This is a genomic window from Flavobacterium xizangense (genome assembly GCF_054075145.1).
In genome coordinates this window covers 935,218-960,289 of record NZ_JBSIPG010000002.1, presented here as the reverse complement: position 1 = coordinate 960,289, position 25,072 = coordinate 935,218, and the positions used below count along the sequence as shown (strand labels likewise).

The window sequence follows — 25,072 nt, the reverse complement described above, 5'->3', positions numbered from 1 at the left end:
GTGCTTGGAAATCGTCTAATATAAATTTCTCATAAACAGATTTGGTATTTAAACGCTGTTTTATTGAGGATTTTTCAATTGATCAGACCTTGTTTTGGGATTAATTGAAATCTATATCAAATATAACGATTTTTTCATTATTAAATTGCTGTTTTATTAACACTTTTCTTATTTCTTGAGATATTTTTTGTAAAGGAAAAACCCGCCAATGCTTATTAAAATAACCGGCCAAAGATTAATAAAGAAAATCAAAATTGACTCTAAAATGTACCAACCGCTTTTTAAAGCGTCAATTGTTTGGATTCCTAAATTTGGCTTGTAGGCAGCATTATCTTTTTCGCTTGCTGTAATTTCCTGTCTTATCGTTTCATTTTGATAAAGTAGTAAAGTAATAGTACTGAAATTAACTTGGTCCTGCAAAGACAAGTTTTCGATAATGCGATTGTCTTTTTCTTCTTTTTTATTTGCTAGTGTATTTTCTGCCTCTACAATATCATTGATTTTTTTTCCTTTTGAATCAATTGCATTTTCGACTCTTTTTTCAGTAACGCTATTTCTTTTTTGCGAAAGCTGATTGGCTAACATTCGCAAAGAAACATCATCAGCTTTGATCACTCTAAAATCTAAAAAATCGATTTGTTTGGCAATGGATTTTATTACTGTATCCAGCTGTGTGTTAGGAACGCGAATTGTGATATTATTTTCTACCGAATATTTTGTAGTTTCTAAAGTGCTGTCCAGACTGATTTTAGTCTTAATCTGATCATGAATATTACTTTGTAGATTGGTATAAGTCACAAATCCACCAAATTTTTGAACAGCATTTTCAATTGCATAAGTAGATTTGACGACATTTTTAACCTTAAACTTGATATCAGCGGTTCGTATAAATTTCTGTTTGCTGTCTTTTTTTTCGACCGCTGCCGATGATGAAATTGCAGTACTGTCCATTGCGGCAGTATCTGCCGAAGTTTCACTCGTGGCGTAATCTGCTTTTTTACAAGAAAATAATACTAGAATAAGAATTAAGGTAGTCAAACCTAATTTTGCAGTTGTTTTCATAAAATTTTTAAAATTTGATTAATAAATAAAGTGTTTACACCATGTAAATACGGTTTGTTGTTAAAATTTTAGAGTAGTTTTTAATCAAATGGCGAATTTTATGAATTAGTGTTAAAATCGATATACTAAAAAGTGTGCCAATATTTTTTTGGTTTATTTTATTGAAGGATTTTTTTTGTCGTAATTTTGAAGCTTAAAATTTATACTTCTTTGAGAGTTTCTATTCATAAACATATTTCCCATCCAGAACAATTCAAACAGCAACTTTTAACTTGGTCGCAACAGTTTCGTGAGATTGTTTTTCTGGACAGCAATTCATATCCTCAGGAATATTCAAGTTTTGACTGTCTGCTGGCTGTTGATGCTTTTACGTCGGTAAAAACGGATTTCCAAAATGCTTTTGAAGATTTAAAACAATATCAGCAAACAACAAAAGATTGGCTTTTTGGATATCTTTCTTATGATTTAAAAAATGATATCGAGGATTTAAAATCGGATAATTTTGACGGACTTGATTTTCCGGATTTATTTTTCTTTCAGCCAAAAAAAATATTTTTATTAAAAGAAAATCAGCTTGAAATTCAGTATTTATTGCTTTGTGATGACGAGCTTGAAGATGATTTTAATGAAATTGTGGATATTCAGAATGATTCTTTTGTCACACTGAGCGGAGTCGAAGTGCAACAGCGAATTTCAAAAGAATTATATGTTGAAAAAGTGACAAAAATGCTTGAGCATATTCACAAAGGCGATATGTATGAAGCTAATTTTTGCATGGAATTTTTTGCGGAAAATGCGTTAATAAATCCATTAGAAAAATTTCAGAAATTGAATGCTATTTCACAAGCGCCATTTTCGGTTTTCTTTAGAAATAACAAGCAATATTTGCTGTCAGCTTCTCCCGAAAGATATTTGAAAAAAATGGGAGAAAAAATAATTTCTCAGCCTATAAAAGGAACTTCAAAACGTTTTATTGATTCTGCAGAAGATGAAAAATCAAAATATTTTTTAGAAAACGATGCAAAAGAACGCGCCGAAAACATCATGATTACCGATTTGGTTCGGAACGACCTTTCGCACACTGCACAAAAAGGTTCGGTTGAGGTTGCAGAACTTTGCAAAATCTATTCGTTTTTGCAGGTGCATCAAATGATTTCGACAATCACTTCAAAATTACACAATCAATATTCGCCAGTTGATGTTTTAAAAACAACTTTCCCAATGGGAAGCATGACCGGTGCGCCAAAGATTTCGGTAATGAAAATCATTGAAAATTTGGAAGAAACTAAACGAGGTTTGTATAGTGGAGCAGTTGGATATTTTACTCCCGAAGGCGATTTTGATTTTAACGTCGTGATCCGAAGTATTTTGTATAATCAGGAAAATAAATATGTTTCATTTTCTGTTGGTAGCGCCATAACATCGCTTTCAATTCCAGAAAAAGAATACGAAGAATGTTTGTTGAAAGCTAAGGCAATGCACGAAGTTTTGCAATAAAGGATTGAAAATGTTTTTTTTGTTTCACGCAGATTTGGCAGATTGAGCAGATTTAATTTGAATTTAGGAATAAATAAAATCTGCGTAAATCTTTTCAAGGGTAAAAAAAATCAGCTTAATCTGCAAAATCTGCGTGAGAAAATATTAGCGCAATTCGTGAAAAAGAAAATATTAGGCTTAACATTTCATTTAAAAATAGATAAAGTTTAATTCTTTACATTTATCAAATGTTTTCAAACTTTCAAAATCATATCATTTCCAGATTTCCATTTTTAGCAGAAAAAAAGCTTTTTCTGGCTGTTAGTGGCGGATTAGATAGTATGGTTTTACTGCATTTATTGAAAAAACTCCCTTACGAAATTGCTGTATTGCATTGTAATTTTCAGCTTCGCGGAATAGAAAGTTTTGGTGATCAGGAGTTTATTCAGAATTACTGCAAGCAAAATAACATTCCGTTTTTTACCACACAATTTGACACAAAAGCTTTTGCTGAAGATTATAAATTATCGATACAAGTTGCTGCGAGAGAACTTCGATATAGCTGGTTTTATGAGCTTTTGGAAGAAGAAAATTTCGATTATATTCTAACAGCGCATCATGCCGATGATAATTTGGAAACCTTCATTATCAATTTAACCCGAGGAACTGGATTAGATGGATTAACCGGAATTCCGGAACAAAATGATAAAATAATTCGTCCGCTTTTGCCTTTTTCAAGAGAAGAAATTCTGAAATACGCCGAAGAAAATAATATTGAATGGCGCGAGGACAGCAGTAATGCTTCGAATAAATATCTGCGAAATAAAATTCGACACGATTTAGTTCCGATTTTAAAAGAAATCAATCCCAACTTTTTGAATGCTTTTCAGAAGACACAAGTGTATTTACGGGAATCGCAGGAAATGACTGAAGATGCATCAATTATGATTTATCAGCAGGTTGCGAAAGAAGAAGGAGAAGATATACATTTCGATTTAAATCAGCTGAAAAAATTACCAAATTATAAATCGTATTTGTACCAATGGCTAAATGAATTTGATTTCACGGCATGGAATGATATTTACGATTTGGTAAACGGACAATCTGGAAAACAAGTGCTTTCAGAAGAATTCAGATTGCTTAAAAACAGAGAAACCTTGATTTTGAGTCCAATTTCGTATGAACCTAATGACGAAGAATTTGAAATTAATAAGGAAGACACAGAAGTTAATTTTCCCTTAAATTTGAAGCTTTGTCAGGTAGATGACATTACAATAGATTCAAATAAAGCTATCTTTGTGGACGCCGAAAAAATCCAGTTTCCTTTGATTTTACGTAGATGGAATGAAGGAGATGTTTTTCATCCTTTTGGAATGCAGGGAAAGTCAAAAAAAGTGAGCAAGCTTTTTAAAGATGAAAAACTTTCTCTGATCGAAAAAGAAAAAACATGGATTTTATGTTCAGATAATCAAATTGTATGGGTTGTCGGAATCAGGCAAGACGAACGATTTAAAATTGAAAATACCACAAATAATATACTTAAAATAGAACTACAATAATGAACTTTAATCAATACCGCCAAGCGATAATGCCAAAAAACTACTGGAGCAGATCTCTTTTATTTTTACTGTTTTTTATTTTTTCATTTGCAAAAAGTAATGCTCAGGTTTTAGAACCAGTAAAATGGACTTCAAAAATTGAAAAAAAATCAGGAAACAATGCCGTATTAATTTTTGATGGAACAATTGAAAAAGATTGGCATATGTACTCGCAATTTACACCAGAAGGCGGACCGCTTGCGCTTGAAATTGCATTCAAAAATCAAAAAGGAAATTACGAATTAGTTGGAAAAGCAAAGGAAGGAAAAACCAGAACGGCTTTTAATGACGTTTTTGGCGTAAATGAAACTTTCTTTGAAGGAAAAGCACACATCGAACAGGAAATAAAGATTGTCAACCCAAATTTAAAAACAGTTGATGTAGAATTTGATTTTCAGGTTTGTAAAGAAGTCTGCATCAATTCGAACAAAAAATTCTCAATTGCGACTCCGTCAACTTTCAATATGGATGCAGTTCCAGCAATAACAGAAGCGAAAAAGGATGAGACAAAAATAGCTGGAATTGCAGTAGATACAATTGCAAAAGCAGCAGATACAGCAAAAGTTCAGGTAGTAAAATCGAATATAGAAGAACCAATTTCGAAAGAAGATATGCCTGCACCGGCACCGTCTAGAAGTTTGTGGTCTATCTTTTTCCTGGCTTTTTTAGGTGGTTTTGCGGCCTTGTTTACACCTTGTGTTTTCCCGATGATTCCTATGACGGTAAGTTTTTTTACTAAACAAAGTAAAAGCAGAGCAAAAGGTATTAGAAATGCTATAATTTACGGATTATCAATCATTGCAATCTATGTAATTTTAGGGCTAATTGTTACTAAAATATTTGGTGCAGATGCTTTAAATGCATTATCGACAGATGTTTGGTTCAATCTTATTTTCTTCGTGATTTTGGTCGTTTTTGCTGTTTCATTTTTAGGAGCCTTCGAAATTATGCTTCCAAATTCATGGGCAAACAAAGCCGATCAACAGGCAGATAAAGGAGGTTTGATTGGAATATTGTTCATGGCTTTGGCTTTGGCAATAGTATCATTTTCATGTACAGGACCAATCGTAGGAACATTATTAGTTGAAGCTGCTTCAAATGGAGGAATCGCACCAATTATTGGAATGTTAGGTTTTTCTTCTGCATTGGCTCTTCCGTTTATGTTGTTTGCAATGTTTCCGGGATGGTTGAATTCATTGCCAAAATCTGGTGGATGGTTAAATACTGTAAAAGTTGTTTTAGGATTTTTAGAATTGGCTTTAGCATTCAAATTCTTATCAAATGCCGATTTGGTTTTACAATTGCATTTTTTAGAAAGAGAAGTTTTCTTAGCGATTTGGATTGCAATTTTTGGAGCTCTTGCATTCTATTTATTCGGAAAAATTACATTACCACATGATAGTCCAACCCATCATATTTCGGTTGGAAGGTTATCATTGGGATTGCTTGTTTTAAGTTTTACAATTTACATGATTCCGGGACTTTGGGGAGCGCCTTTAAAATTAATTAGCGCTTTTCCGCCGCCGCCGCAATATAGCGAAAGTCCGTTTGGAGTTGGAGGTTCAGGGAATTCAGTAGGAAGCACAGAATCAATAAAAGGGCTTCCTGATGGCGCAGAATTAGGCCCACACGGAATAATGGTTTTTCATGATTACGAAGATGGTTTAGCATACGCGAAAGAAATCAACAAACCAATAATGCTTGATTTTACAGGTTATGCATGTGTAAACTGCAGAAAAATGGAAAACAATGTTTGGTCAGATCCATCGGTTTTACCAATATTAAAAAATGATGTTGTTTTGATTTCGTTATATGTTGATGATAAAAGAGAACTTCCTAAAAACGAACAATATGTTACGAAAGCTGGAGATGAAATCATTACAGTAGGAGATAAATGGACTGATTTTATGATTTCAAAATATAAAACCAATACGCAGCCTTTGTATGTTATCACGGATTTAGAAGGCAATAACCTGCATACTTCTAAACCAACTATTAGTTACGTAAGTACCGCAGAATATTTGCAATGGTTGAAAGAAGGAATTGCGAATTTTAAATAAGTTTTTTTTAGTTCTTAGAATTAGCCTTAGTTTTTTCCTTTATAATCTTATGGAGTTAAAAGTTTAAACTAAACAAAGTGACTAATCACTAAGAACTAATTACTAAGACTAATAGTTGATATTAATTCAAACAAAAATCCCTCTAAGTTAAACTTAGAGGGATTTTTTATAAAGGCAAAAAGAGGAAATTCTTTTTATTATAAGTATTCTCCGTGTTGAGAGATGTCTAATCCTAATTCTTCTTTTTCTTCAGTAACTCTTAGTGGAGTAATTTTGTTTACAATGAAGAACAATGCATAAGAAGCAGCAAAAGCAAAGATTGACACGATAACTAATGCTTTTAATTGTATTAAGAATAAAGTAGCGTCACCGAAAATTAATCCTTGGTTTTTTCCAACTATAGAGTTTACACTATTAGAAGCAAAAACACCAGTTAATAACATTCCTACCATACCACCAACACCATGACAAGCAAATACGTCAAGTGCATCGTCGATTTTTCCTTTAGGGAATTTGCTAACCACAATATTACTGATTACTGCGGCGATAATACCAATTGCTAATGCGTGAGGGATGCTTACGAAACCAGCAGCAGGAGTAATAGCAACTAAACCAACTACAGCACCAATACAAGCTCCCATTGCAGATAATTTGTGTCCTAATATTTTATCAAGGAAAACCCAAGCCATAGCAGCAGAAGCAGCAGCGATTGTAGTTGTTCCTAAAGCTTGAGCAGCAAGACTTCCAGCTCCAACTGCAGAACCTGCATTGAAACCAAACCATCCGAACCATAATAAACCTGTACCTAATAATACATAAGTGATTCTTGCAGGATTTACTTTTTGAACTTTACGTTTTCCTAAGAAGATTGCTCCAGCCAAAGCAGCCCATCCAGCACTCATGTGTACTACAGTACCACCAGCGAAGTCAAGAACTCCCCATCCAAAGAACAATCCGTCAGGATGCCAAGTCATGTGACATAATGGAGCGTATATGAATAAGATAAATAAAACCATGAATAATAAGTAAGCCCAGAAACGTACACGTTCTGCAAAAGCTCCTGTAATCAATGCTGGAGTAATGATTGCGAATTTTGCCTGGAATAAAGCAAAAAGAATCATAGGAATTGTTGGTGCTAATTCCCAAGCGGTATTTGCGCTTACGCCCTGAAAAAATATATTTGAAGAAGGATCTCCAATGAAACCGCCTATAGATGGACCAAAACATAATCCGAATCCGATTACTACCCAAAGAACTGTAACAATTACCATTGCCATGAAACTTTGAAGCATTGTGCTGATTACGTTTTTCTTGCCTACCATACCGCCATAGAAAAATCCTAATCCAGGAGTCATTAATAATACAAATGCCGTAGCAACAACCATCCATGCTGTATCACCCGTGTCTAATTTTAATTCAACAACATGAGCGCCTAATGTTTTTGATTCAGTAACAAATGAGATAGAAAAAATAGATAGTAACAAAATCGTGATGAGGATCACACTTAAAATAATTTTTCGCATAGTTATTTAGTTTTAAATTTTTTATAAAAGTATAAAATCATTCGACACCCCTATAAAAAATAGAGTCTATTGTTTAATTTTTGTTAATTTTAAAATTTGACCCCCTAAATTTTGCGTGTATATCTTAAAAAAGACTTAAATATTACAATTTATTAATCTTGAAATGGGTAAAAGTTGTCATTTGTGCAGTTTCTGATGAAAAAAAGATACTATTATTCTTAAAATAATGATTTTTTCTATTCAAATTATTCAATGTGTTGTTCAAATTGTTTTGTTTTAAATAAAAAAGGCATCAAATGAATATTTCAAATGATGCCTTTTTATATTAAAAAAATCGAATTATTTCTGACCGAACTTTTCTTTAAATTTTCTGTTCAGTTTGTTTTGAAAAGTATCCAAATTAATGTTTCTACCCTGAATAAAAGCAGTTGTCAATTTATTTGTTCTCATATCTAAAGCATCTCCTTCAGATATAAATAAAGTAGCATCTTTGCCTGTTTCCAAAGTTCCGCAAGTTGCATCAACTCCTAATAATTTTGCTGTATTTAGCGTAATCAACTGTACGGCAACTTCTTTATCTAAACCAAAAGCTGCACAAGTTCCCGCTAAGAAAGGCAAGTTTCTCACACTCATACGCTCATGATCACCGCTGTTTTCTAAACCAACAACAATCCCTTTATCAGTAAGTATTTTTGCCATTTTATAAGGCAGATTTACATCTTGGTCAGCACTTGTTGGCATATCGTGTACACGTCTTAAAAGAACTCCCACATTGTATTTTGATAATTGTGCCGTTGCTTTGTAAGCTTCAAATCCACCAACGATTACAACATTTTTGATTTGATTGTCTGCAGCCAATTGAATTGCATCTACAATTTGCTTTTCTTCATCGGCATGAATGTAAAGAGTTTGAGTTCCGTCAAATAAACCTTTTGTAGCTTCCAGAACGATGTTTCTTTCTTTTGGCGTTGTTTGATTATATGCTTTTGCATTGATCAAAAATGCATTGATTTCTTCCGCCTGTTTTGGATAATCTTTGTTTGGCTCAATAACACCTGGCTCAAACCAAGATCCAGATCTTTTAAAACTAGATGGGAAATTCAAATGGATTCCGTCATTTTCTTTTAAAATGGCATCTTTCCAGCTCCATGCATCTAATTGTACAATTGATGAAGTCCCAGAAATTGTTCCGCCTCGTGGTGTAATCTGAGCCACTAAAACGCCATTTGGACGAACCGTTTCAACTACTTTCGATTCAGAGTTATAAGCAATAATACTTCTAACATTCGGGTTAAAAGTTCCAATTTCTTCCTCGTCATCAGATGATTTTACTGCATCAATTTCAACTAATCCTAAAGTTGTATTTGCGGCAATAAATCCTGGATAAACATGCTTTCCAGCTGCATCAATTGTCGTGTCATAAGCATCAGCGGCAAGTCTGATTGTTGTTGCATCGGCTACTAAAGTAATTTTTCCGTCTTTAAAACCAATCGCGCTGTTTTGAATCACTTTTCCATTCCCCAAGTGCGCAGTAGCATTTAAAATCAAAACCGATTTTGATTGCTTTGGTGCCGGAATTTGCTGCGCATTTATTTGTACAGAAGCACAAAATAATAACAGCAATTTATATATGTTTTTATTTATCATGTTGTCTCTTTTTATCATTATGAATTTTCTAAAGCTTTTATAACTGTTCTAAAGTATCACAGTGATATTCTCTTTTCTCTTTTCTTGTTGGCGCCTGAGTGCTGTTTCCTTTGTTTTTTTCCTGCAGCATTTGTCCAATTAATTCATTTCTTTCTTTAGTGATGGCCAATTGTTTTTGAGCATCTTTTTCGATATCAAAATAAACTACACCTTCAATAATTGTTTTTTCAGCTTTAGCATAAATAGACAATGGATTTTCGCTCCATAAAACAACATCGGCATCTTTACCGACTTTTAAACTTCCTACTTTATCATCAATGTGTAATAATTTCGCAGGATTTAAAGTGACAAATTTCCAGGCATCTTCTTCAGATACGTTTCCGTATTTTACTGCTTTTGCAGCTTCTTGGTTTAATCTTCGAGACATTTCAGCATCATCAGAGTTGTAAGCAACAACTACACCTTCGTTGTGCATAATTGGCCCGTTGTACGGAATGGCATCATTAACCTCAAATTTATAAGCCCACCAGTCAGAGAATGTTGAAGCGCCAACACCGTGTTCTTTCATTTTGTCAGCCACTTTGTAACCTTCTAGAATGTGCGTGAAAGTGTTCACTCTAAAGTTGAATTTCTCAGCAACATTCATCAAATTTAAAATTTCAGATTCTACATAAGAGTGACAAGTAATGAAACGCTCTTTATTTAAAATTTCAGCAAGAGTTTGTAATTCTAAATCTACTCTTGGAGCTTTTCCTTTTTTATTTCCAGCATTGAATTTTTTCCAGTTTTCGTCATATTCTTTTGCTAATTGGAAATAATCTGTAAAAACTTGTTCAACTCCCATTCTTGTCTGAGGGAAACGAGTTGGATTGTCAATTCCCCAGTTTGCTTGTTTTACGTTTTCACCCAAAGCAAATTTGATAAATTTAGGCTGATTTTTATATAACATTTCATCTGCAGCAGAACCCCACTTCCATTTTACAATTGCAGAACGACCGCCAATTGGGTTGGCAGAACCGTGTAATAATTGCGAAATTGTAACACCTCCGGCTAAATCTCTATAAATATTAATGTCTTCAGAGTTTACAACATCCTGAATGGTAACCTCGGCAGTTGAGTTGTGTCCACTTTCGTTTACACCTTTAGAAATCGCGATGTGCGAATGCTCGTCAATAATACCGCTTGTAATATGTTTTCCTTTGGCATCAATCACAGTTGCAGATGCATCTGATAGATTTTTTCCAACTGCAGCAATTTTTCCGTTTTTGATCAAAACGTCAGCTTCTGTCAAAATCCCTTCTTTTTCATTTGTCCAAACTGTCGCATTTTTGAATAATAAAGTCTGAGCAGTTTGTTTTTTAGTATCACCAAAAGCAACGTTTGGATACGTTACAGGCATTACATGATTTGGCTTTTCTGGTTTTAAAGTATCTTTTACAGCAACAAACGGACTTGTTTTTACTGCATTCCAAACCAATTCATCTCCGTTTGCCAAAACCGCTTTTCCAGATAAAGCATCCGTTTTTTCAATGAATCCAGTTAAACGAGCAAAGTTTGATTTAATAGTATCAGCAGGTTTGATTACAAGAGAAACCCAATTTTTTGCGATAGAAAAAGTGCTTTTTACCTTCTTAGCATCAGCAGTTGTGATTTCTGATTTCTGAGCATCGGCAGTTCCGTCAATTTTCCATTTGTAAGTATCTTTTCCAACAGTCAAGTCATAATTTCCGCGAATATCTTTCGCATTGATATCATTCACAACAAATTTGCTTCCTTGAACCCAGTTTTCATATAAAACCGTTTTCTCGTCAAAAACTTCTCCAGAAGTAATAATGAAATTTGCATAACTTCCTGTTTTCAAGCTTCCTACTTCGTCGCTTTTTCCTAAAATAGCCGCAGGAATAGTAGTTAGTGCTTCTAAAGCTTTTGTTTTATCAAAACCATATTTTATCGCTTTTAATAAATTAGGTTTGAAATCTTCGATCTTTTTTAATTTATCAGTTGTCAAAGCAAAAACAATTCCGTTTTCAGAAAGCACTTTTAAGTTCGTTGGCGCCTGATTCCAGAAACGCATATCGGCCAATTCAATTTGGTTTGATAAATACGGATTTGAAACATCGTAAGCATCTGGGAAACTTATCGGAATAATAAATTTTGCATTTGTTCCTTTAATTTCTTCAATTCTTTCGAATTCATTTCCGCTTCCTTTTAAAACGTAGTTTAAACCAAATTCTTTTGCAATTTTTGAAGCTCTTAAACTGTTCAATTTGTCTTCTGTTGCAAAAATCTGAACAAGTTTTTCATTGTTTGCTAATGCTTCTAACGATAAATCTTTAGTTTCAGAATTTCCTTTTTTGTACCAATCTAAGTCAAGATACATTTGACGAAGCAAAGCCATCATACCCATTAAAGAACTTGGATATTGTTGATTTGTCAACGCACTTTTTGTAAAAGCAAAGTGATTTGTTAATTTGTTTGAAATGATTTGTTTTGAGTTGTTTTCGTTGTTTAATGCAACAAGAGCTCCAGATCCCTGAGCAATTCCGTCAGGTACGTGAGTTCCAACAACACCAAAACCAGCTTTCAAAAATTCATCAGCTTTTGGCTGATCATATTTAAAAGTTTCATAACCATTTACTTCAGGTCTTACACTTTCGTTCCAGTAAAAACCAGTTCTTTTTGTATCGTAAAGAGGATTACGGCTGCGTCCTGGAGTCATATTTCCTTTTGGTTTTTCGATTCCAAAACTGGTATAAATATCAATAAATGATGGGTAAATTGTTTTTCCTGTCAGATCAATTGTGATGCTGTTTTTAGGAATTACAATATTGGTTCCAACAGAAACTACTTTTCCGTCTTGGATAAGCAAAGTTCCTTTTTCAATTTTTTGAGTTGGAGTAACATAAATAGTGGCATTCGTAAAAACAGTGTAATTTTTACTTTTGTTGTGCACACTTTCATTAACAGGGAAGTAGTCTTGAGCATACGTTTTTGTTAAAAAAACGCTCAAAAAGAGTAGTAGTAGGGCTTTTTTCATATGGTATTTGCTAATTTGTTGCTAAAAATATGAAAATATGTTAGATAAGTTTTAATTTTTCAAAATGTTTTTTATCTATTTTAGATGAAGATTTAGGTAAACCACTGATGTATAGTGTATAGAGAACATTTATGAAAAATTTACAAAAAATAAAATGGGGAATAATTGGTCTGGGAAATATAGCCAATCAAGTTGCGACTGATTTAATGTTATTAGAAGATGTTGAATTGACTGCGGTTGCTTCTAGAGATTTGGAAAAAGCAAAAGATTTTGCTCAAAAATACAATTGTGCAAAAGTTTACGATTCGTATGAGACGATTTTTACTGATAAAGAAGTCGAAATTATTTACATAGCCACGCCACACGATTCGCACGCTGAATTATCGATTAGAGCTTTAGAAAGTGGTAAACACGTTTTATGCGAAAAACCTATGGCTCTTTCATATTCCGATGCCACTCGAATGATTGAAGCTTCAAAAAAGAATAATAAGTTTTTTATGGAAGCTTTCTGGACGCGATTTATTCCGTCAGTAAAAGAAGTTTTGCAGAAAATTGAAAATGGAATAATTGGTGAAGTAAAATACATAAATGCAGATTTTGCTTTCCGCGGAAGCGAAACTGAAAATCTTAGACTTTTTGATAAAAAACTGGGAGGAGGCGCATTGTTTGACATTGGTGTTTATCCATTATTTCTGTCCTATATACTATTAGGAAATCCTAAAGAAATTATTTCAAAAGCGATAAAACATAAAAACGATATTGATTTGCAGACTTCGATGATTTTGCAATATGAATCGGCACAATCGATTTTGCATGCTTCAATTGTTTCTGATTCCGATATGAAAGCGGTTATCGCTGGAAGTAAAGGAAGAATCGAATTGAATTCACCTTGGTTTGTTGCAGATGGATATTCTTTATTTATAAACGACGAAAAAGAAGCTGTTATCAGTTTACCAGTTTTAGGAAAAGGATATTCGCATGAAATTATCGAATGTCATAATTGTATTCGAAATAATCAAATTGAAAGTGAGTTTTGGTCGCATCAAAATTGCTTGGATTTGAGCAGAATTGTGGAGGGGATTAAAACGCAAATCAATTTGTCGTTTTAATTTAAATTTATTTGTAATAAAATATTTACAATAATTATTTTTTCATTAGATTTAAAAATCATTTAATGAAAGAATAATTATGTTAGTAAAAGTTTACGGAAGCGCCGTTTTTGGAGTAGAGGCGACCACAATTACGATTGAGGTTCATATGGATAAAGGTATTGGTTATCATTTAGTTGGACTTCCAGATAATGCAATAAAAGAAAGCAGTTTTAGAATTGCTGCCGCTTTAAAAAATAACGGATTGATGCTTCCGGGCAAAAAAATAACCATCAATATGGCGCCTGCCGACCTCAGAAAAGAAGGTTCTGCATACGATTTGCCTCTCGCAATGGGAATATTAATTGGTTCTGACCAAATAAAAGCTCCGGAAATCGAACAATATATTATTATGGGCGAGCTTTCATTAGACGGAAGTTTGCAGCCTATTCGTGGCGCTTTGCCAATTGCTATAAAAGCAAAAGAAGAAGGTTATAAAGGATTTTTTCTCCCAATTCAAAATGTAAAAGAAGCAGCAATTGTGGCTGGATTAGATGTTTACGGTGTTTCGAATTTGCAGGAAATAATAGACTTTTTTGCCGGAAAAGATACGCTTCAACCAACAGTGATTGATACTCGTGCTGAATTTTATAAAAGTCTGGATTTCCCCGAATTTGATTTTTCAGATGTACGCGGACAAGAAGGCATTAAACGTTGTATGGAAATTGCGGCCGCAGGCGGTCATAATATCATTTTAATTGGTCCGCCTGGCGCAGGAAAAACAATGTTGGCAAAACGTGTTCCGAGTATTTTGCCTCCAATGACTTTGCGTGAAGCACTAGAAACAACTAAAATTCACAGCGTTGCCGGAAAATTGAAAGAAGTCGGTTTGATGAATCAACGTCCGTTTCGAAGTCCGCATCATACGATTTCAAATGTTGTATTTATTTAATGTGTGGTTTGATAAAATTAATGGTTTTCAATAGTTCTATGAGAAAATTTTATCTTGTAAGTTAAACAAAGGTGAAGGTAAAAGTTCATCTTTTTTATTTGTTATTTTTTTTTGGCTACTTCGTTTTTGTAACTATTTGCTATTTAGACTTTTACTAAAAATTAGATATTTTGTTTTTTTTAACAAATGTTTATGTGTTAATTTTATTTTTATAAATTTGGCAACTGTATAAAATTTTAAAACTTAATCTAATTATGAAAAAAAAATTACATCTTTTTATTTTATTTTTTTTATCAAGTCTTACTTACGCACAAACTACCTATGTTGGTAACGTTGTTGATGAAAGAAAAAATCCTATCGTAGGCTGTGAAGTTAAAAACACAACTACAAACGTCTCAGTAGTTACTGATGATACAGGTAAATTTAGTCTCCCGTGTTCAAAGGGCGATGAAATTGTAATTTCGGTTGTCAATTACCAAATTTTGCAATTTACATTTAAAGATAAAAAAAATCCAAGTGTGATAGGTCTTAAAAAATCTGAGTTGCTTAATTTCTATAATAGTACTGATATAGATGGTGAAATTTCCCCAAAAAATTATTGGATAGGCGCAAGGGTTGGTTATAATTTTGTTTCTAATTCTAATGAAAACAACTTTATTGGTTCAGCAAATGCAGGAATTAATGTTCGTAAATTCGGAGATATAAGTTCTTTGGCGGTTATTGGTAATGTCGGTAATTATAAATTCAATACGGATGAAGAGGAAGCAAATGAACTTCAACAATTAGCACAATCATCAAATGGTATTTCCGTTGGTCTAGCTTATATGGAAGATTACAAAGATGTTTTATTGGATGACATTGATTTCACTTGGTATGTTTCCACACGTGCAAGGTTCAATACTTATAAAAATGTTGGTATTAATAAAGAGTCAATAAATTTACCGCAATTTGTTTTTACAGTTGGCGTTGAATTTGCTTTGGCAAAATTTGAGAAAGGTGGAGAATTAACATTTACTCAAAGTGCATCAGCATTAGCTTTTGACAAAAATCAGTATAACTTAATTTTTGGTAGTACGAGAGGTGGTCTTGGAAGTTTAGATTCAACATTAATACTTCCACTTAAAGACAATGTTGGTTTTTTTGTTAGTGGAACGTTTGCACAAAAGACTTCAGCACTATTCACATTTGGTATAATACTAAAATAGTTACCAAGGATTATATTAAAATATATAACCACATATTATTTGATTGTGTACAATCAAATAATATGTGGTATAAATGATTTATTAGTTGTAAAAAAATATGCAAAAAGGACAAATTTTTGATAAGTATTTATTTTAACCTCTACAACTTACTACTTTGTTCGTCTCAGGGTCATAGACAAAGAGTTTTTTTAATTGAGTTGTTTCCTTCTTTTCAGTAAAGTAATATGATATTTCATTATTGGGTTTAACTATTATTTCACTTTCAGCATCATCACTTATTTTAAATTTTACTGAATGTGCTTTAATTGAATCATCTTCATTTTTTATAACTCTTCCGCTTGTTTCAAATTGTAATTTATTTAGTTTTATGCTAATTTCAAATTCAAATTTTATAACATCTACTTTAATCTTATTTATATCTTCAATATAAAAAGTAGAGGCAGGAACACTTAATCCTAGAAAAACGGGAAATTGAGAGTTTACTTCAATATTGTGTTTATTTTGCACTAAATGATTCAAAGCTAACCCTTGTATACCGTGACCCGACATTTCAATCATTTTTTTTATAAAATTTCTAATATCAACTTTCTGTTTTGTTTTGTATTCAAAAACAATTGTTTCGCCAGTATATTCGAATTCTTGTAAAACATTTAAATCATTGCCACCTAGAGTGAGCTGATAATTAGGGTTTATTTCTTTAACCTCTAAATGGTATTGCCAAAAATTAACTAAAAGATTTTCTAAGTATTCAAGACTAACTTGTTCAGCAGTCATTAGTTCAATACCAAAATTTTTAGCTTGGGTAATTGCACCTGTTTGGAATCCATTAGTACTCACAAATACCATTTTATTAATTTCTTTAACAGTTGAACATTTAGATTTAAAAGCCTCAATTTTTTCTAATGATACTTTTTTCCCAAAATCTTTACATTCTATTGCTATACAAATATCAAAATCATTGATTTTAGATTTAATCACAACATCAAATTCACGTTCGATTCCACTTTCACAAATTAATTTATGGCTTAGGTAAACTTTTGTATTGGTGTAATCTTTAAAAGCCTCTTGAATCAACTGAATAGTTTTTTCTAATGATTTGCCATTGTTTCTCTTTGCCATATTAAATATTTACAAGCTCTAGTTAATCTTTTTTATCCTTTACTATGGTAATGGTAGAGGCTATAATTATTTTATAAAAATAAATAAAATAATGAAACAGTTTCATAGAGACATAGAAAATATAAATAAAGACTTACAGTATAATAACCAACTTCAATTCTTTGAAGAATATAAAATATCGAAATCAATCGATATACGGAATAAAATTTTTAATGCAAACATCGGCTTGGTGTTCTCAATCTGCAACAGGTACAAGACACCCGATGTTGACGACTTAGAGCAATACGGATTTATCGGAATGCTCAGCGCAATAGATGGATTCGACCCCACCAAGAAAATAAAGTTTTCCACCTACGCAACAACCTGCATCACCAACGAAATAAATAAGGGTTTAAACCTTGTTAAAAATACAATCCCAATACCAAAGCATTACATCAAACAAGTCAAAGATGGAACACTGCAAGAGATAACCACAACCGACTTGGAGCGTATAGATATTGAAATGCAAGAAGTTGAAAGCGGTATAGATAAGCAATTGTTTTGGTTTATGGTCAATAAGATTTGCACGCCCGACGAAATCGACTTACTGCTCAAACGCTATTGCAGTGAGCAAGAACTTTCGCTTAACCACATTGCAAAATCCATCGACCTAACAAAACAAAACACACATAACAAAATTCAAAGAGCCATAAGCAAACTTAAGAAAAACGAATTTTTTAAAAATAAAATTCAAAATAACCTATAACCTAGGACATTACAAACTATAATATAATTATGAATGAATTACAAAGATATACCAACGACCAAAGACTGCACACATTCCAACGCATTTGTGATGATGTGGCGAACGGTGTATTGGTAACGGTCGCACTGGAACAGAACGGGGTAACAAGTTACTCGACGTTTCAATATTGGATTAACCAAGACCCTAGTTTAAGGATGCTTTGGGAAGACACGCAACGAATGCGTGAAACATTCCTATTTGACGAGGCTATACGAATCGCTTACAGCGATAGCCCGAAAACGATTAAAGAATATAGAGGCGGTGAGCTTATCAAGACGACCGTTAAGGATTCAGCAGAAGACAGACGTTTAAAAATCAACACAATCAAATGGGCTTTGTCTAAGATGAACCCAGCCAAGTATGGCGAGAAAGTAATTGTTGAACCTGATACAAGTAAGCAGATAACAAGCATACAGATATTGGGATTTGATGAAATTACAGATTAAGGGATTACCACACCAACAAAGATTTTTGCTTAGCACTGCAAACCACACTGCACTTATTGGCGGTTATGGTGCAGGAAAAACCCACGCTGGGGTAATGAAGACCATCTTTAAAAAGTTGCAGTACAACGGGCTAGATGTTGCTTATTATCTGCCTACCTATGCACTTATCAAAGATATTGCTCTACCAAAGTTCAGCGCATTGCTAACTGAGTGGGGTATTAAATACAAAATCAACAAGCACGACAATACAATCACCACAGATTACGGCAAGATTCTGCTAAGAAATATGTCCGACCCCAACAAAATTGTGGGTTACGAGGTTGCTTATTCGCTGATTGATGAAGCTGACACCCTGCCAAAGGGCAAAATGGCTGACGTTTTCGTCAGGATTCTAGGACGTAACAGGCTTAAGTTGCCAAACGGTGAGCAAAATTGCGTTGATACGGTGAGCACGCCCGAGGGTTTCGGCTGGTTATATGAGTTTTTTGTCAAAGAAGAGACCCCAAACAAGAACGTAATTAGGGCTAAAACGTCAAACAATCCTTTTTTGCCTGACAATTACGTACAGATTTTAAGGGAAACATACACAGAATCACAAGTAAACGCCTACATCAACGGTGAGTTTGTGAACTTAAACAGCTCTAGTGTATATAAATCATACAATCGTAAGATAAACAGAAGCCACGAAACGGTGAAAGCTGGTGAAATGCTATACGTTGGACTGGATTTTAATATCACAAATATGAATGCGGTGATACACGTTAAGCGCAAAGGGGAACTTCACGCAGTTGATGAAATCACCAAAGCCTTTAACACTCAGGATATTTGCGATATTTTAAAACACAGATACCCAAACCATAAAATAATCATCAACCCCGATTCGAGTGGAGCAGCAAGAAGTACCAGCGGTGCGAGTGACTTTACAATCTTAAGGGGCAACGGGTTTGTTGTCGAATCGTTCCGTAAAAATCCAAACGTTAGCGAACGTGTAAACGGTGTAAACTTATCATTTGAAAAAGGTGAGTACTATGTCAACGATGAAGCTTGCCCCGTGTATGCTGAGGCGTTAGAAAACCAAGTTTACAAAAACGGCTACCCTGATAAAACAGGCGGTTACGACCACGTAACAGAAGCGGCAGGTTATGCAGTTTTCAGACAGTTGTATGGTATGAAATCCCAGGTTTTATAAGTCTTTACATTTTCGGATTTGATAGGATATTTAAAATAAAATTATGACACAATCAAAAGGTTGCAGTGCCTGCAAAAGCAGCGAGCGAAGCAACACACAAAAAATAAATATTCTCACAGGCTTTTTCCCATTTCTGAAAAATGAGTTTCGAGAATTAAAAGAAATTGAAATTGAAAGCGAAGAAGTTTTCAAAGAATTGTTTCCCGACAGCGACAGCGTTGATTTAGGATTATTGAAAGCAGTATTTCAATTTCAGCAATTAAGCAAAGCAGGAAAATAAATATGAAGTTATCACAAGTTACAGACAGGATTTATAAAACAAAAAACGACATTCCATATATAAAGCTTTTGGCTTTCGGCAAAGAAATCAAAGGACAAGAAACCGACATAGATTTTATTGCTGAAATGGTAAAGAAACATTTCAATACAACGGACTTAGAAAAGTTTGAAAAGGCATTACACACTGACCCTATAAAAACCAAGTTCCGCTATAAAGTTGTAATTGACTTAAGCATCATCAACGATTACATAGACGCTGAAATATTCCAAGGTGAAAACGACATTGAGGCTTTGCTTAGAATGTTCGTTAAACCTAAACACAGGTTTCAAAAAGTCGATGTTCACAAAATTAGCTACGCTGAGGCTGAGCAGATTTTAAAGTCTTTCTCGCCAGCTTATTAAGCATCAAAGAGCAATACCCATACATCTATAACCCGCCTCTAATCTATCAACCGCCAGTCGAGGAAACGCAAGGATTGTATGAGCGTAAAGCGTTTAATGAGCATTACGGAGCATATACAGAAATGTTCTATATGATTTGCAAAGGAGACTTAAGCAAGGTCAAAGAGGTTGAGCAATGGCAGACGACCGACTTTTTATTTTGGGCTGAGTATCTAATTAGAAAGCGCACGGTTGAAAACATAAAATAAAGAAGTACTAACACTTAAAAATTAAATGAATGAAATATATCTTATAAATGATTGGCTTATAAAAGAGTTTCAAAAGAACATATTGGTTAACACAATTTCAACGTTGCCAACACTTCAAATCGATACAAACATTTCAAATATTTATCCGCTGGTAAACTTGGATTTGCTGGACACGGATATTACAGAAAGCCAAATTTCTGCAAACTATCGTATTACTATAGTTCAACAACGTGACACCAAAGCACAGGTAACCGATAACAAGTTACTGGTTGATACGAACTACATCGACAACGTAAGCGAAACACATTCAATTGCTCATAAGCTAATTAACAAACTGCTTAGAGACTACAACGATTTGCATATCGAAATACTTTCACAATCAACGCTAAGACAATTAAAAGACTGGTCACGCAACAGCTTGGACGGTGTGCAATTTGAATTAGAGTTATCAATCCCTAATGCTGGTACGATATGTTAACCACAGAAGAGATAAGAAAGATAGCCCAGCAGATTGTGGACAAGTCCAAAGCAACGGCACACGTTGACCAAGGAACGCTTAAACGTTCGATAAGCTACACGGTCGATAAAGGCAAGTACATTTTTAGACAGATGTATTACGGGTTTTACGGTGAGGACAACCCAAGCGGTATTAACTCACAGCTGGAAGAGAACGCACGCAAGATGATGCCCGCAGGTGTTGATTATCAAGTCGTGGGTACGGACTTCGACGGCAAGACCGTTGAAACAACAAAATTAAAAAGCGGACGCAAGCTGGTTAAGTCGCCAACACCCGCAAGCAATAAGCAAACAACCTCGAATCTTAAGAAGTTGATTGACACAGTTAAAAGAAACCGAGCAAAACAAGATGGCGATAGCGAGAACAAGAAGAACTAAGGAACAATTGCAGACCGACAAGATTATCAAAGAGGAACTTTTAAAGTTGGGTGAAATCATCTATGAAGAAGCGAAAAGAAATTCTAGGGTTGCACAGGATATTTACTACACAACCGACAGAGTACAGCCAGCAGGAACGCTAAACAAAGCAGGTGGAACTCTAAGAGATTCGATAAACTACAGAGTACAAGGCGATACAACGTTATTGCTTGGACAAGTTTATTACGGTGCGTTTCAGAAACCAAATGAATTGCTGGAAAGCGTTGACAGGCACACGCCCGAGGCAACAAAAGCAATCATTCAAAACATAACAGAAAAGATTTTACAACCATTTACAACTAATGTATGATTTAACTAGTGAAGACAGAACACCAATAGATACGCCTGACAAAATCCAGTTTTGCAACAGTCCGATTCACATAAGACAAACCGCAGTAAACAGCGGAAACGTATTAAAGAAAGTAAAGCATTATTTATGGATTTGGAACAGCGACCAAAACAAAGACCTTGGCGAGCCTAACCATATTATTGCAAAAGAACTTGTAAGCCAGTACGATGATTACATCAACGTAAATATTGCAGACCTTATCAAAGCTTGGCTTGTCAGTCCTGAGAATGCAAGAAATACCAACCAACCACAATTTGCTTGGAATACTTACAGCTTGCCAGCACAAACAGGGCAAGGGGTGTTTTACCAAATCGTTAGCGACGTGCTAGAGCAAGAGCCAGTAACCGACGCAATCATCGAGACTAAAGTTGTACGCCCAACATATTTTTGTACGCTTGGCTATCGCTGGAACTACGAGCAGAACGCAGGGAGCAACAACAATTTAACGCCATATAAGGCTGACCCGTTCGGTCGTGACGTTTATAGATTTTACAACGAATCGATTGACAACTATTTTACCAATTCGTTTAATCTTGGTCAGGAAACTTGGTCGTGTACAACGGCAACTATGATAACACAAGCCAAGGTAACACCGCCAGCAAATCAGAAGTTTTGCGCACGTGACAGTTATTTGATTGTGTTCTTAAACAAGCTGGGCTTGTGGGATTCTTTCACGCCATTTGGCAAAACAATAATCTCAACAAAGATTGATACGACTACATCAAACCGAATGTTTAGAGACCCTAGCTACGTCGACAACTCGCAAGTGCATTCGAGCCTTAGAGACAGTATAAACGTGCTTCAATCCTATACAATCAATACGGGTCACATCGATGAAACGGCAACCCAATTAATCGAAGAGTTGGTTTATAGTCCAAAGGTTTATTTGATAAGGTTCAAAGGTGATAAAACGACAAGCGCAATAACAGGTATTACGGTCGATAACACTTACATAAGCGTTGACAATACGCACATTACAGTTGATAATGATACGGTCGGGGCTGAAAGCATAGGCTATTATTCAACGTACCAGCAGATACCAGTTATTATAACAAATCCGCAAGACCTGATAAACAAGACAAGGCTTAACGATAAAATAAATATTGAGTACACAATCAAATTTGATGAGACCAATAATAAGATGCTAGACATTAAATAAATGCAGGTAGTTACAGAAATTTATATAGCACCGTACAGCGGGTCAACTGATTATACAAAGTTGGACTTGTACGATGATGAAACAATCAACTTAAAATATACGCTTAAAGATGTTACAGATTTGAGTAGAGTTTTTGCGCCTTATTCTTTGTCGTTTACAATTCCAGCAACGCCAAAGAACAGGCAGGCACTTTTATTTTTCGGTGATACAGATGTAGTCAAATCAAATATTACTGGCTCGTTTCCTTGCAAGATTTACACAGATGGAAACCTAAACCTTACGGGAAACTTTACGGTTGAAGATGCTAACTACACAAACAATTCTATTGTTTCAATACAAGGCAGTTTCGAGACCAATTTAAAAAGCCTTAAGGACAGAATGGGAGACGGTCTAATATCTGAGTTAGGGAGCATCTTAACAGGTTCAACCCAATTGCAGTACACGCCAGCAGTTGCAAAGACTTCAATAGAATCAAAGCAATTGCTTTTAAAAGATTTAGATACCGCCAACGCAGGAACAACCAGCGCAAACGACATCATTATAAATTACATAACACCGCTTGCGTCAAACAACCGTGTTTGGTCTTACGACCGTAACAGTGATGTTGTTGACAACATAGCCTACACCAGCAATATGACGGGTGCTAAGCTTTCACCAATTACAGCAAGTGAGTTACGACCAGCAATAAGCTATCGTTCGCTTGTTGAAATGATATTTAGAAAGTACGATTTAAAGGTCAACTTGCCACTTCGAAATGATAAGCTATTCAACGAAATGTATTGCTGGGTTAATGGTTCGTCAGCAGATGAAAAATTAAGCGATTCAAACGTATTGGGTTATATAAATAACTTCAACACGCCATATGCACAAACAATGTATTTTGATGCGTTGAGTGTTGGCGTAGTTTATCCACCAACACCAGTTGCTGACCCTATCGCAGGTTTTCTAATTGGAGCATTGCCAGTAAAATATACGGCAAGCAACTACACTAGAAACGGCTTTCAGATTGTAAAAATCAATATAGGTGACAAGCCCAGCGGAACGATGCCCGATATTTTCGCATTATCGAGAACAACCAAAAGCATACGATTAAGCGTGCAGTTGACCAACGTTGTAATGCAGAATGTTGGCGGTAAAATCAGCATTTCGTTAAGAAGACCAAACGGGAACAAAGCACCGTCAGAGTGTGAAGAAATCCTTAAGGCTGAAATTAGTATGACAAGCGGTGATAACTGCGTATTTATTGATATTCCCGATACGGCTTTCGACGGCTACACAGAGGGCTATGAACTTTACCCAACGTTTGAGACATATATTTTATTTAAGGCAGACTTGGCAAGCTGGACAGAAACAAACGTCTTTACCCAATACGGTTACGCTAACGATGAAGTAGGTTTTTTGCAGGGTTACAATATCATCACACAGTTATGTTTTACGGATTCGACAGAAAAGGTGAAAGCAAGCGGTGGAATTGATTTAATACAGTCGTTGCCAAAGATGAAAGTTATTGATTTTTTCCAGTCGTTTTTGAAGACGTTCAATTTATCAGTATTCAACCCGATTGTTAACACCAACGAATTACAGATTTTAAGCATAGAAGACATCAACGAAACGCATAAAATTTACGCAAAGAATGAAGTTGATTATACACCATTTGTCAACGCTCAGAGTTACACAAAATCGGTTGAGGACAAATACAACAAATACAACTTTAAGCACGCAACAAGCAAGTACAAATCAAATGTCGATTATTTGGCGGGCAATCCTGCTGGATTGGAATACGGACAAATTACGCAGGACAACCAAAGCGGTAAGATAAACGAATATGCAGTAGTAACCAATTATACGATTATCCCGCCAAGAGGTGTAATTAATACGAACCTGCAAACGTATTACGGATTTACTAACGAATCCGCAGACCAAGAAAACCGATACAAAACCATCAACAATGAGCTGGTTTTATTTGTAAACAACGATTTGAGTTACCTAACCAACAATGTTGAATTAGGTTTCTTAATGAGCGACACGGTAACCGCCCCGTTAAATAGGTATATGCTTATGTTGCCTTGGTTCGTCAATGCAAAGCAAAGCTTAGGTTTCAGCGTCTTGGTTGATGATGTCAGCGGTGACTTAGCCAATACGCAAAAGACAAGTTCATTATACAAGCGATTCTATGAGACGCAAACCGAGCGATTACTTAACGTAAATGTATTGTCTCATAAGTTCGACTTGTCTTTGCCGAGTTCAGAAATATATGTCAACCCGTCAAGAAGCAACGAACCACCTACAGGCTTTCGACTGCAGAATGATATTATCATAGGTGAAACCCGTTTCAGCATCTTAGATGCAAACATCGATATAACGACAGGAAAAACAAAATTGACCTTGCTTAACTATATCACCAACAGCGACAACGACAAGGAAATCGTACCAACGCCAAACGTTTACAATCCTGACGGCTACGACGCTACACAATACCAAACACTATAACGCAAAAAGAAAAAAATATGACCTAC

The 25,072-nt window shown here is 34.8% G+C and carries 20 protein-coding genes and 1 pseudogene; 16 read left to right on the top strand and 5 right to left on the bottom strand.

Annotated elements, in window-relative coordinates; translation table 11 throughout:
* Nucleotides 1-168: 168 nt before the first annotated feature.
* Complete coding sequence (locus ACWA1B_RS09840; RefSeq protein WP_456906388.1) at nt 169-1,062, bottom strand: DUF4349 domain-containing protein; 894 nt, start codon at nt 1,060-1,062, stop codon at nt 169-171.
* 210 nt (nt 1,063-1,272) lie between these two features.
* Here ACWA1B_RS09840 and ACWA1B_RS09835 point away from each other — a divergent pair, with 210 nt between their 5' ends.
* The 3 genes from ACWA1B_RS09835 to ACWA1B_RS09825 all read left to right on the top strand — a co-directional run bounded on the left by ACWA1B_RS09835 (nt 1,273) and on the right by ACWA1B_RS09825 (nt 6,196).
* The gene (locus ACWA1B_RS09835; protein WP_456906386.1) at nt 1,273-2,559 is read left to right on the top strand and encodes an anthranilate synthase component I family protein; all 1,287 of its coding nucleotides are present in this window, start codon (nt 1,273-1,275) and stop codon (nt 2,557-2,559) included.
* Between the two features lie 227 nt (nt 2,560-2,786).
* A complete protein-coding gene (tilS, locus tag ACWA1B_RS09830; RefSeq protein WP_456906384.1) occupies nt 2,787-4,097 on the top strand; it encodes a tRNA lysidine(34) synthetase TilS in 1,311 nt (436 codons plus the stop codon).
* Nucleotides 4,097-6,196 carry a protein-disulfide reductase DsbD family protein gene (locus ACWA1B_RS09825; protein WP_456906382.1) on the top strand — a complete coding sequence of 700 codons (2,100 nt, stop codon included), beginning with the start codon at nt 4,097-4,099 and terminating at the stop codon, nt 6,194-6,196. The genes tilS and ACWA1B_RS09825 overlap by 1 nt, the downstream gene beginning before the upstream one ends.
* A gap of 197 nt (nt 6,197-6,393) precedes the next feature.
* On the opposite strand, the gene ACWA1B_RS09820 is transcribed toward ACWA1B_RS09825, so the two are convergent.
* The 3 genes from ACWA1B_RS09820 to ACWA1B_RS09810 all read right to left on the bottom strand — a co-directional run bounded on the left by ACWA1B_RS09820 (nt 6,394) and on the right by ACWA1B_RS09810 (nt 12,403).
* Complete coding sequence (locus tag ACWA1B_RS09820) at nt 6,394-7,719, bottom strand: ammonium transporter (protein ID WP_456906380.1); 1,326 nt, start codon at nt 7,717-7,719, stop codon at nt 6,394-6,396.
* A gap of 339 nt (nt 7,720-8,058) precedes the next feature.
* Complete coding sequence (locus ACWA1B_RS09815) at nt 8,059-9,366, bottom strand: amidohydrolase family protein (RefSeq protein WP_456906378.1); 1,308 nt, start codon at nt 9,364-9,366, stop codon at nt 8,059-8,061.
* Between the two features lie 37 nt (nt 9,367-9,403).
* Nucleotides 9,404-12,403 carry an amidohydrolase family protein gene (locus ACWA1B_RS09810; RefSeq protein ID WP_456906376.1) on the bottom strand — a complete coding sequence of 1,000 codons (3,000 nt, stop codon included), beginning with the start codon at nt 12,401-12,403 and terminating at the stop codon, nt 9,404-9,406.
* Between the two features lie 131 nt (nt 12,404-12,534).
* On the opposite strand from ACWA1B_RS09810, the gene ACWA1B_RS09805 reads away from it, so the two are divergent.
* The 3 genes and pseudogenes from ACWA1B_RS09805 to ACWA1B_RS09795 all read left to right on the top strand — a co-directional run bounded on the left by ACWA1B_RS09805 (nt 12,535) and on the right by ACWA1B_RS09795 (nt 15,648).
* Nucleotides 12,535-13,512, top strand: coding sequence for a Gfo/Idh/MocA family protein (locus ACWA1B_RS09805; protein ID WP_456906374.1), 978 nt, complete (start codon nt 12,535-12,537; stop codon nt 13,510-13,512).
* 79 nt (nt 13,513-13,591) lie between these two features.
* Nucleotides 13,592-14,440: pseudogene (locus ACWA1B_RS09800) on the top strand (YifB family Mg chelatase-like AAA ATPase); the annotation flags it as partial.
* 257 nt (nt 14,441-14,697) lie between these two features.
* Nucleotides 14,698-15,648 (top strand): carboxypeptidase-like regulatory domain-containing protein, encoded by a 951-nt coding sequence (locus tag ACWA1B_RS09795; protein ID WP_456906372.1) that lies wholly within the window; start codon nt 14,698-14,700, stop codon nt 15,646-15,648.
* Nucleotides 15,649-15,780: 132 nt separating this feature from the next.
* Here the strand turns inward: ACWA1B_RS09795 and ACWA1B_RS09790 are convergent, their stop codons facing one another.
* The gene (locus tag ACWA1B_RS09790; protein ID WP_456906370.1) at nt 15,781-16,767 is read right to left on the bottom strand and encodes a restriction endonuclease; all 987 of its coding nucleotides are present in this window, start codon (nt 16,765-16,767) and stop codon (nt 15,781-15,783) included.
* Nucleotides 16,768-16,858: 91 nt separating this feature from the next.
* Between ACWA1B_RS09790 and ACWA1B_RS09785 the strand changes: the two genes are divergently transcribed.
* The 10 genes from ACWA1B_RS09785 (at nt 16,859) to ACWA1B_RS09740 (ending at nt 25,046) form a co-directional block, all read left to right on the top strand.
* Complete coding sequence (locus ACWA1B_RS09785; protein ID WP_456906368.1) at nt 16,859-17,512, top strand: sigma-70 family RNA polymerase sigma factor; 654 nt, start codon at nt 16,859-16,861, stop codon at nt 17,510-17,512.
* A gap of 29 nt (nt 17,513-17,541) precedes the next feature.
* Nucleotides 17,542-17,997, top strand: coding sequence for a terminase small subunit-like protein (locus ACWA1B_RS09780; RefSeq protein ID WP_456906366.1), 456 nt, complete (start codon nt 17,542-17,544; stop codon nt 17,995-17,997).
* Nucleotides 17,981-19,186 (top strand): phage terminase large subunit, encoded by a 1,206-nt coding sequence (locus tag ACWA1B_RS09775; protein WP_456906364.1) that lies wholly within the window; start codon nt 17,981-17,983, stop codon nt 19,184-19,186. Before ACWA1B_RS09780 ends, ACWA1B_RS09775 begins: the two co-directional genes overlap by 17 nt.
* A 43-nt stretch (nt 19,187-19,229) precedes the next feature.
* Nucleotides 19,230-19,466 (top strand): hypothetical protein, encoded by a 237-nt coding sequence (locus ACWA1B_RS09770; RefSeq protein ID WP_456906362.1) that lies wholly within the window; start codon nt 19,230-19,232, stop codon nt 19,464-19,466.
* 2 nt (nt 19,467-19,468) lie between these two features.
* A complete protein-coding gene (locus ACWA1B_RS09765) occupies nt 19,469-19,867 on the top strand; it encodes a hypothetical protein (RefSeq protein WP_456906360.1) in 399 nt (132 codons plus the stop codon).
* Nucleotides 19,868-20,140: 273 nt separating this feature from the next.
* Nucleotides 20,141-20,593 carry a hypothetical protein gene (locus ACWA1B_RS09760; RefSeq protein WP_456906358.1) on the top strand — a complete coding sequence of 151 codons (453 nt, stop codon included), beginning with the start codon at nt 20,141-20,143 and terminating at the stop codon, nt 20,591-20,593.
* The gene (locus ACWA1B_RS09755) at nt 20,587-21,009 is read left to right on the top strand and encodes a hypothetical protein (RefSeq protein WP_456906356.1); all 423 of its coding nucleotides are present in this window, start codon (nt 20,587-20,589) and stop codon (nt 21,007-21,009) included. Before ACWA1B_RS09760 ends, ACWA1B_RS09755 begins: the two co-directional genes overlap by 7 nt.
* Nucleotides 20,981-21,358 carry a hypothetical protein gene (locus ACWA1B_RS09750; RefSeq protein ID WP_456906354.1) on the top strand — a complete coding sequence of 126 codons (378 nt, stop codon included), beginning with the start codon at nt 20,981-20,983 and terminating at the stop codon, nt 21,356-21,358. The genes ACWA1B_RS09755 and ACWA1B_RS09750 overlap by 29 nt, the downstream gene beginning before the upstream one ends.
* On the top strand, nt 21,351-22,556 hold the full coding sequence (locus tag ACWA1B_RS09745; RefSeq protein WP_456906352.1) for a hypothetical protein: 1,206 nt from the start codon (nt 21,351-21,353) through the stop codon (nt 22,554-22,556). Before ACWA1B_RS09750 ends, ACWA1B_RS09745 begins: the two co-directional genes overlap by 8 nt.
* Nucleotides 22,557-25,046: a hypothetical protein gene (locus ACWA1B_RS09740; protein WP_456906350.1), complete on the top strand. Its 2,490-nt coding sequence runs from the start codon at nt 22,557-22,559 to the stop codon at nt 25,044-25,046.
* Nucleotides 25,047-25,072 lie beyond the last annotated feature (26 nt).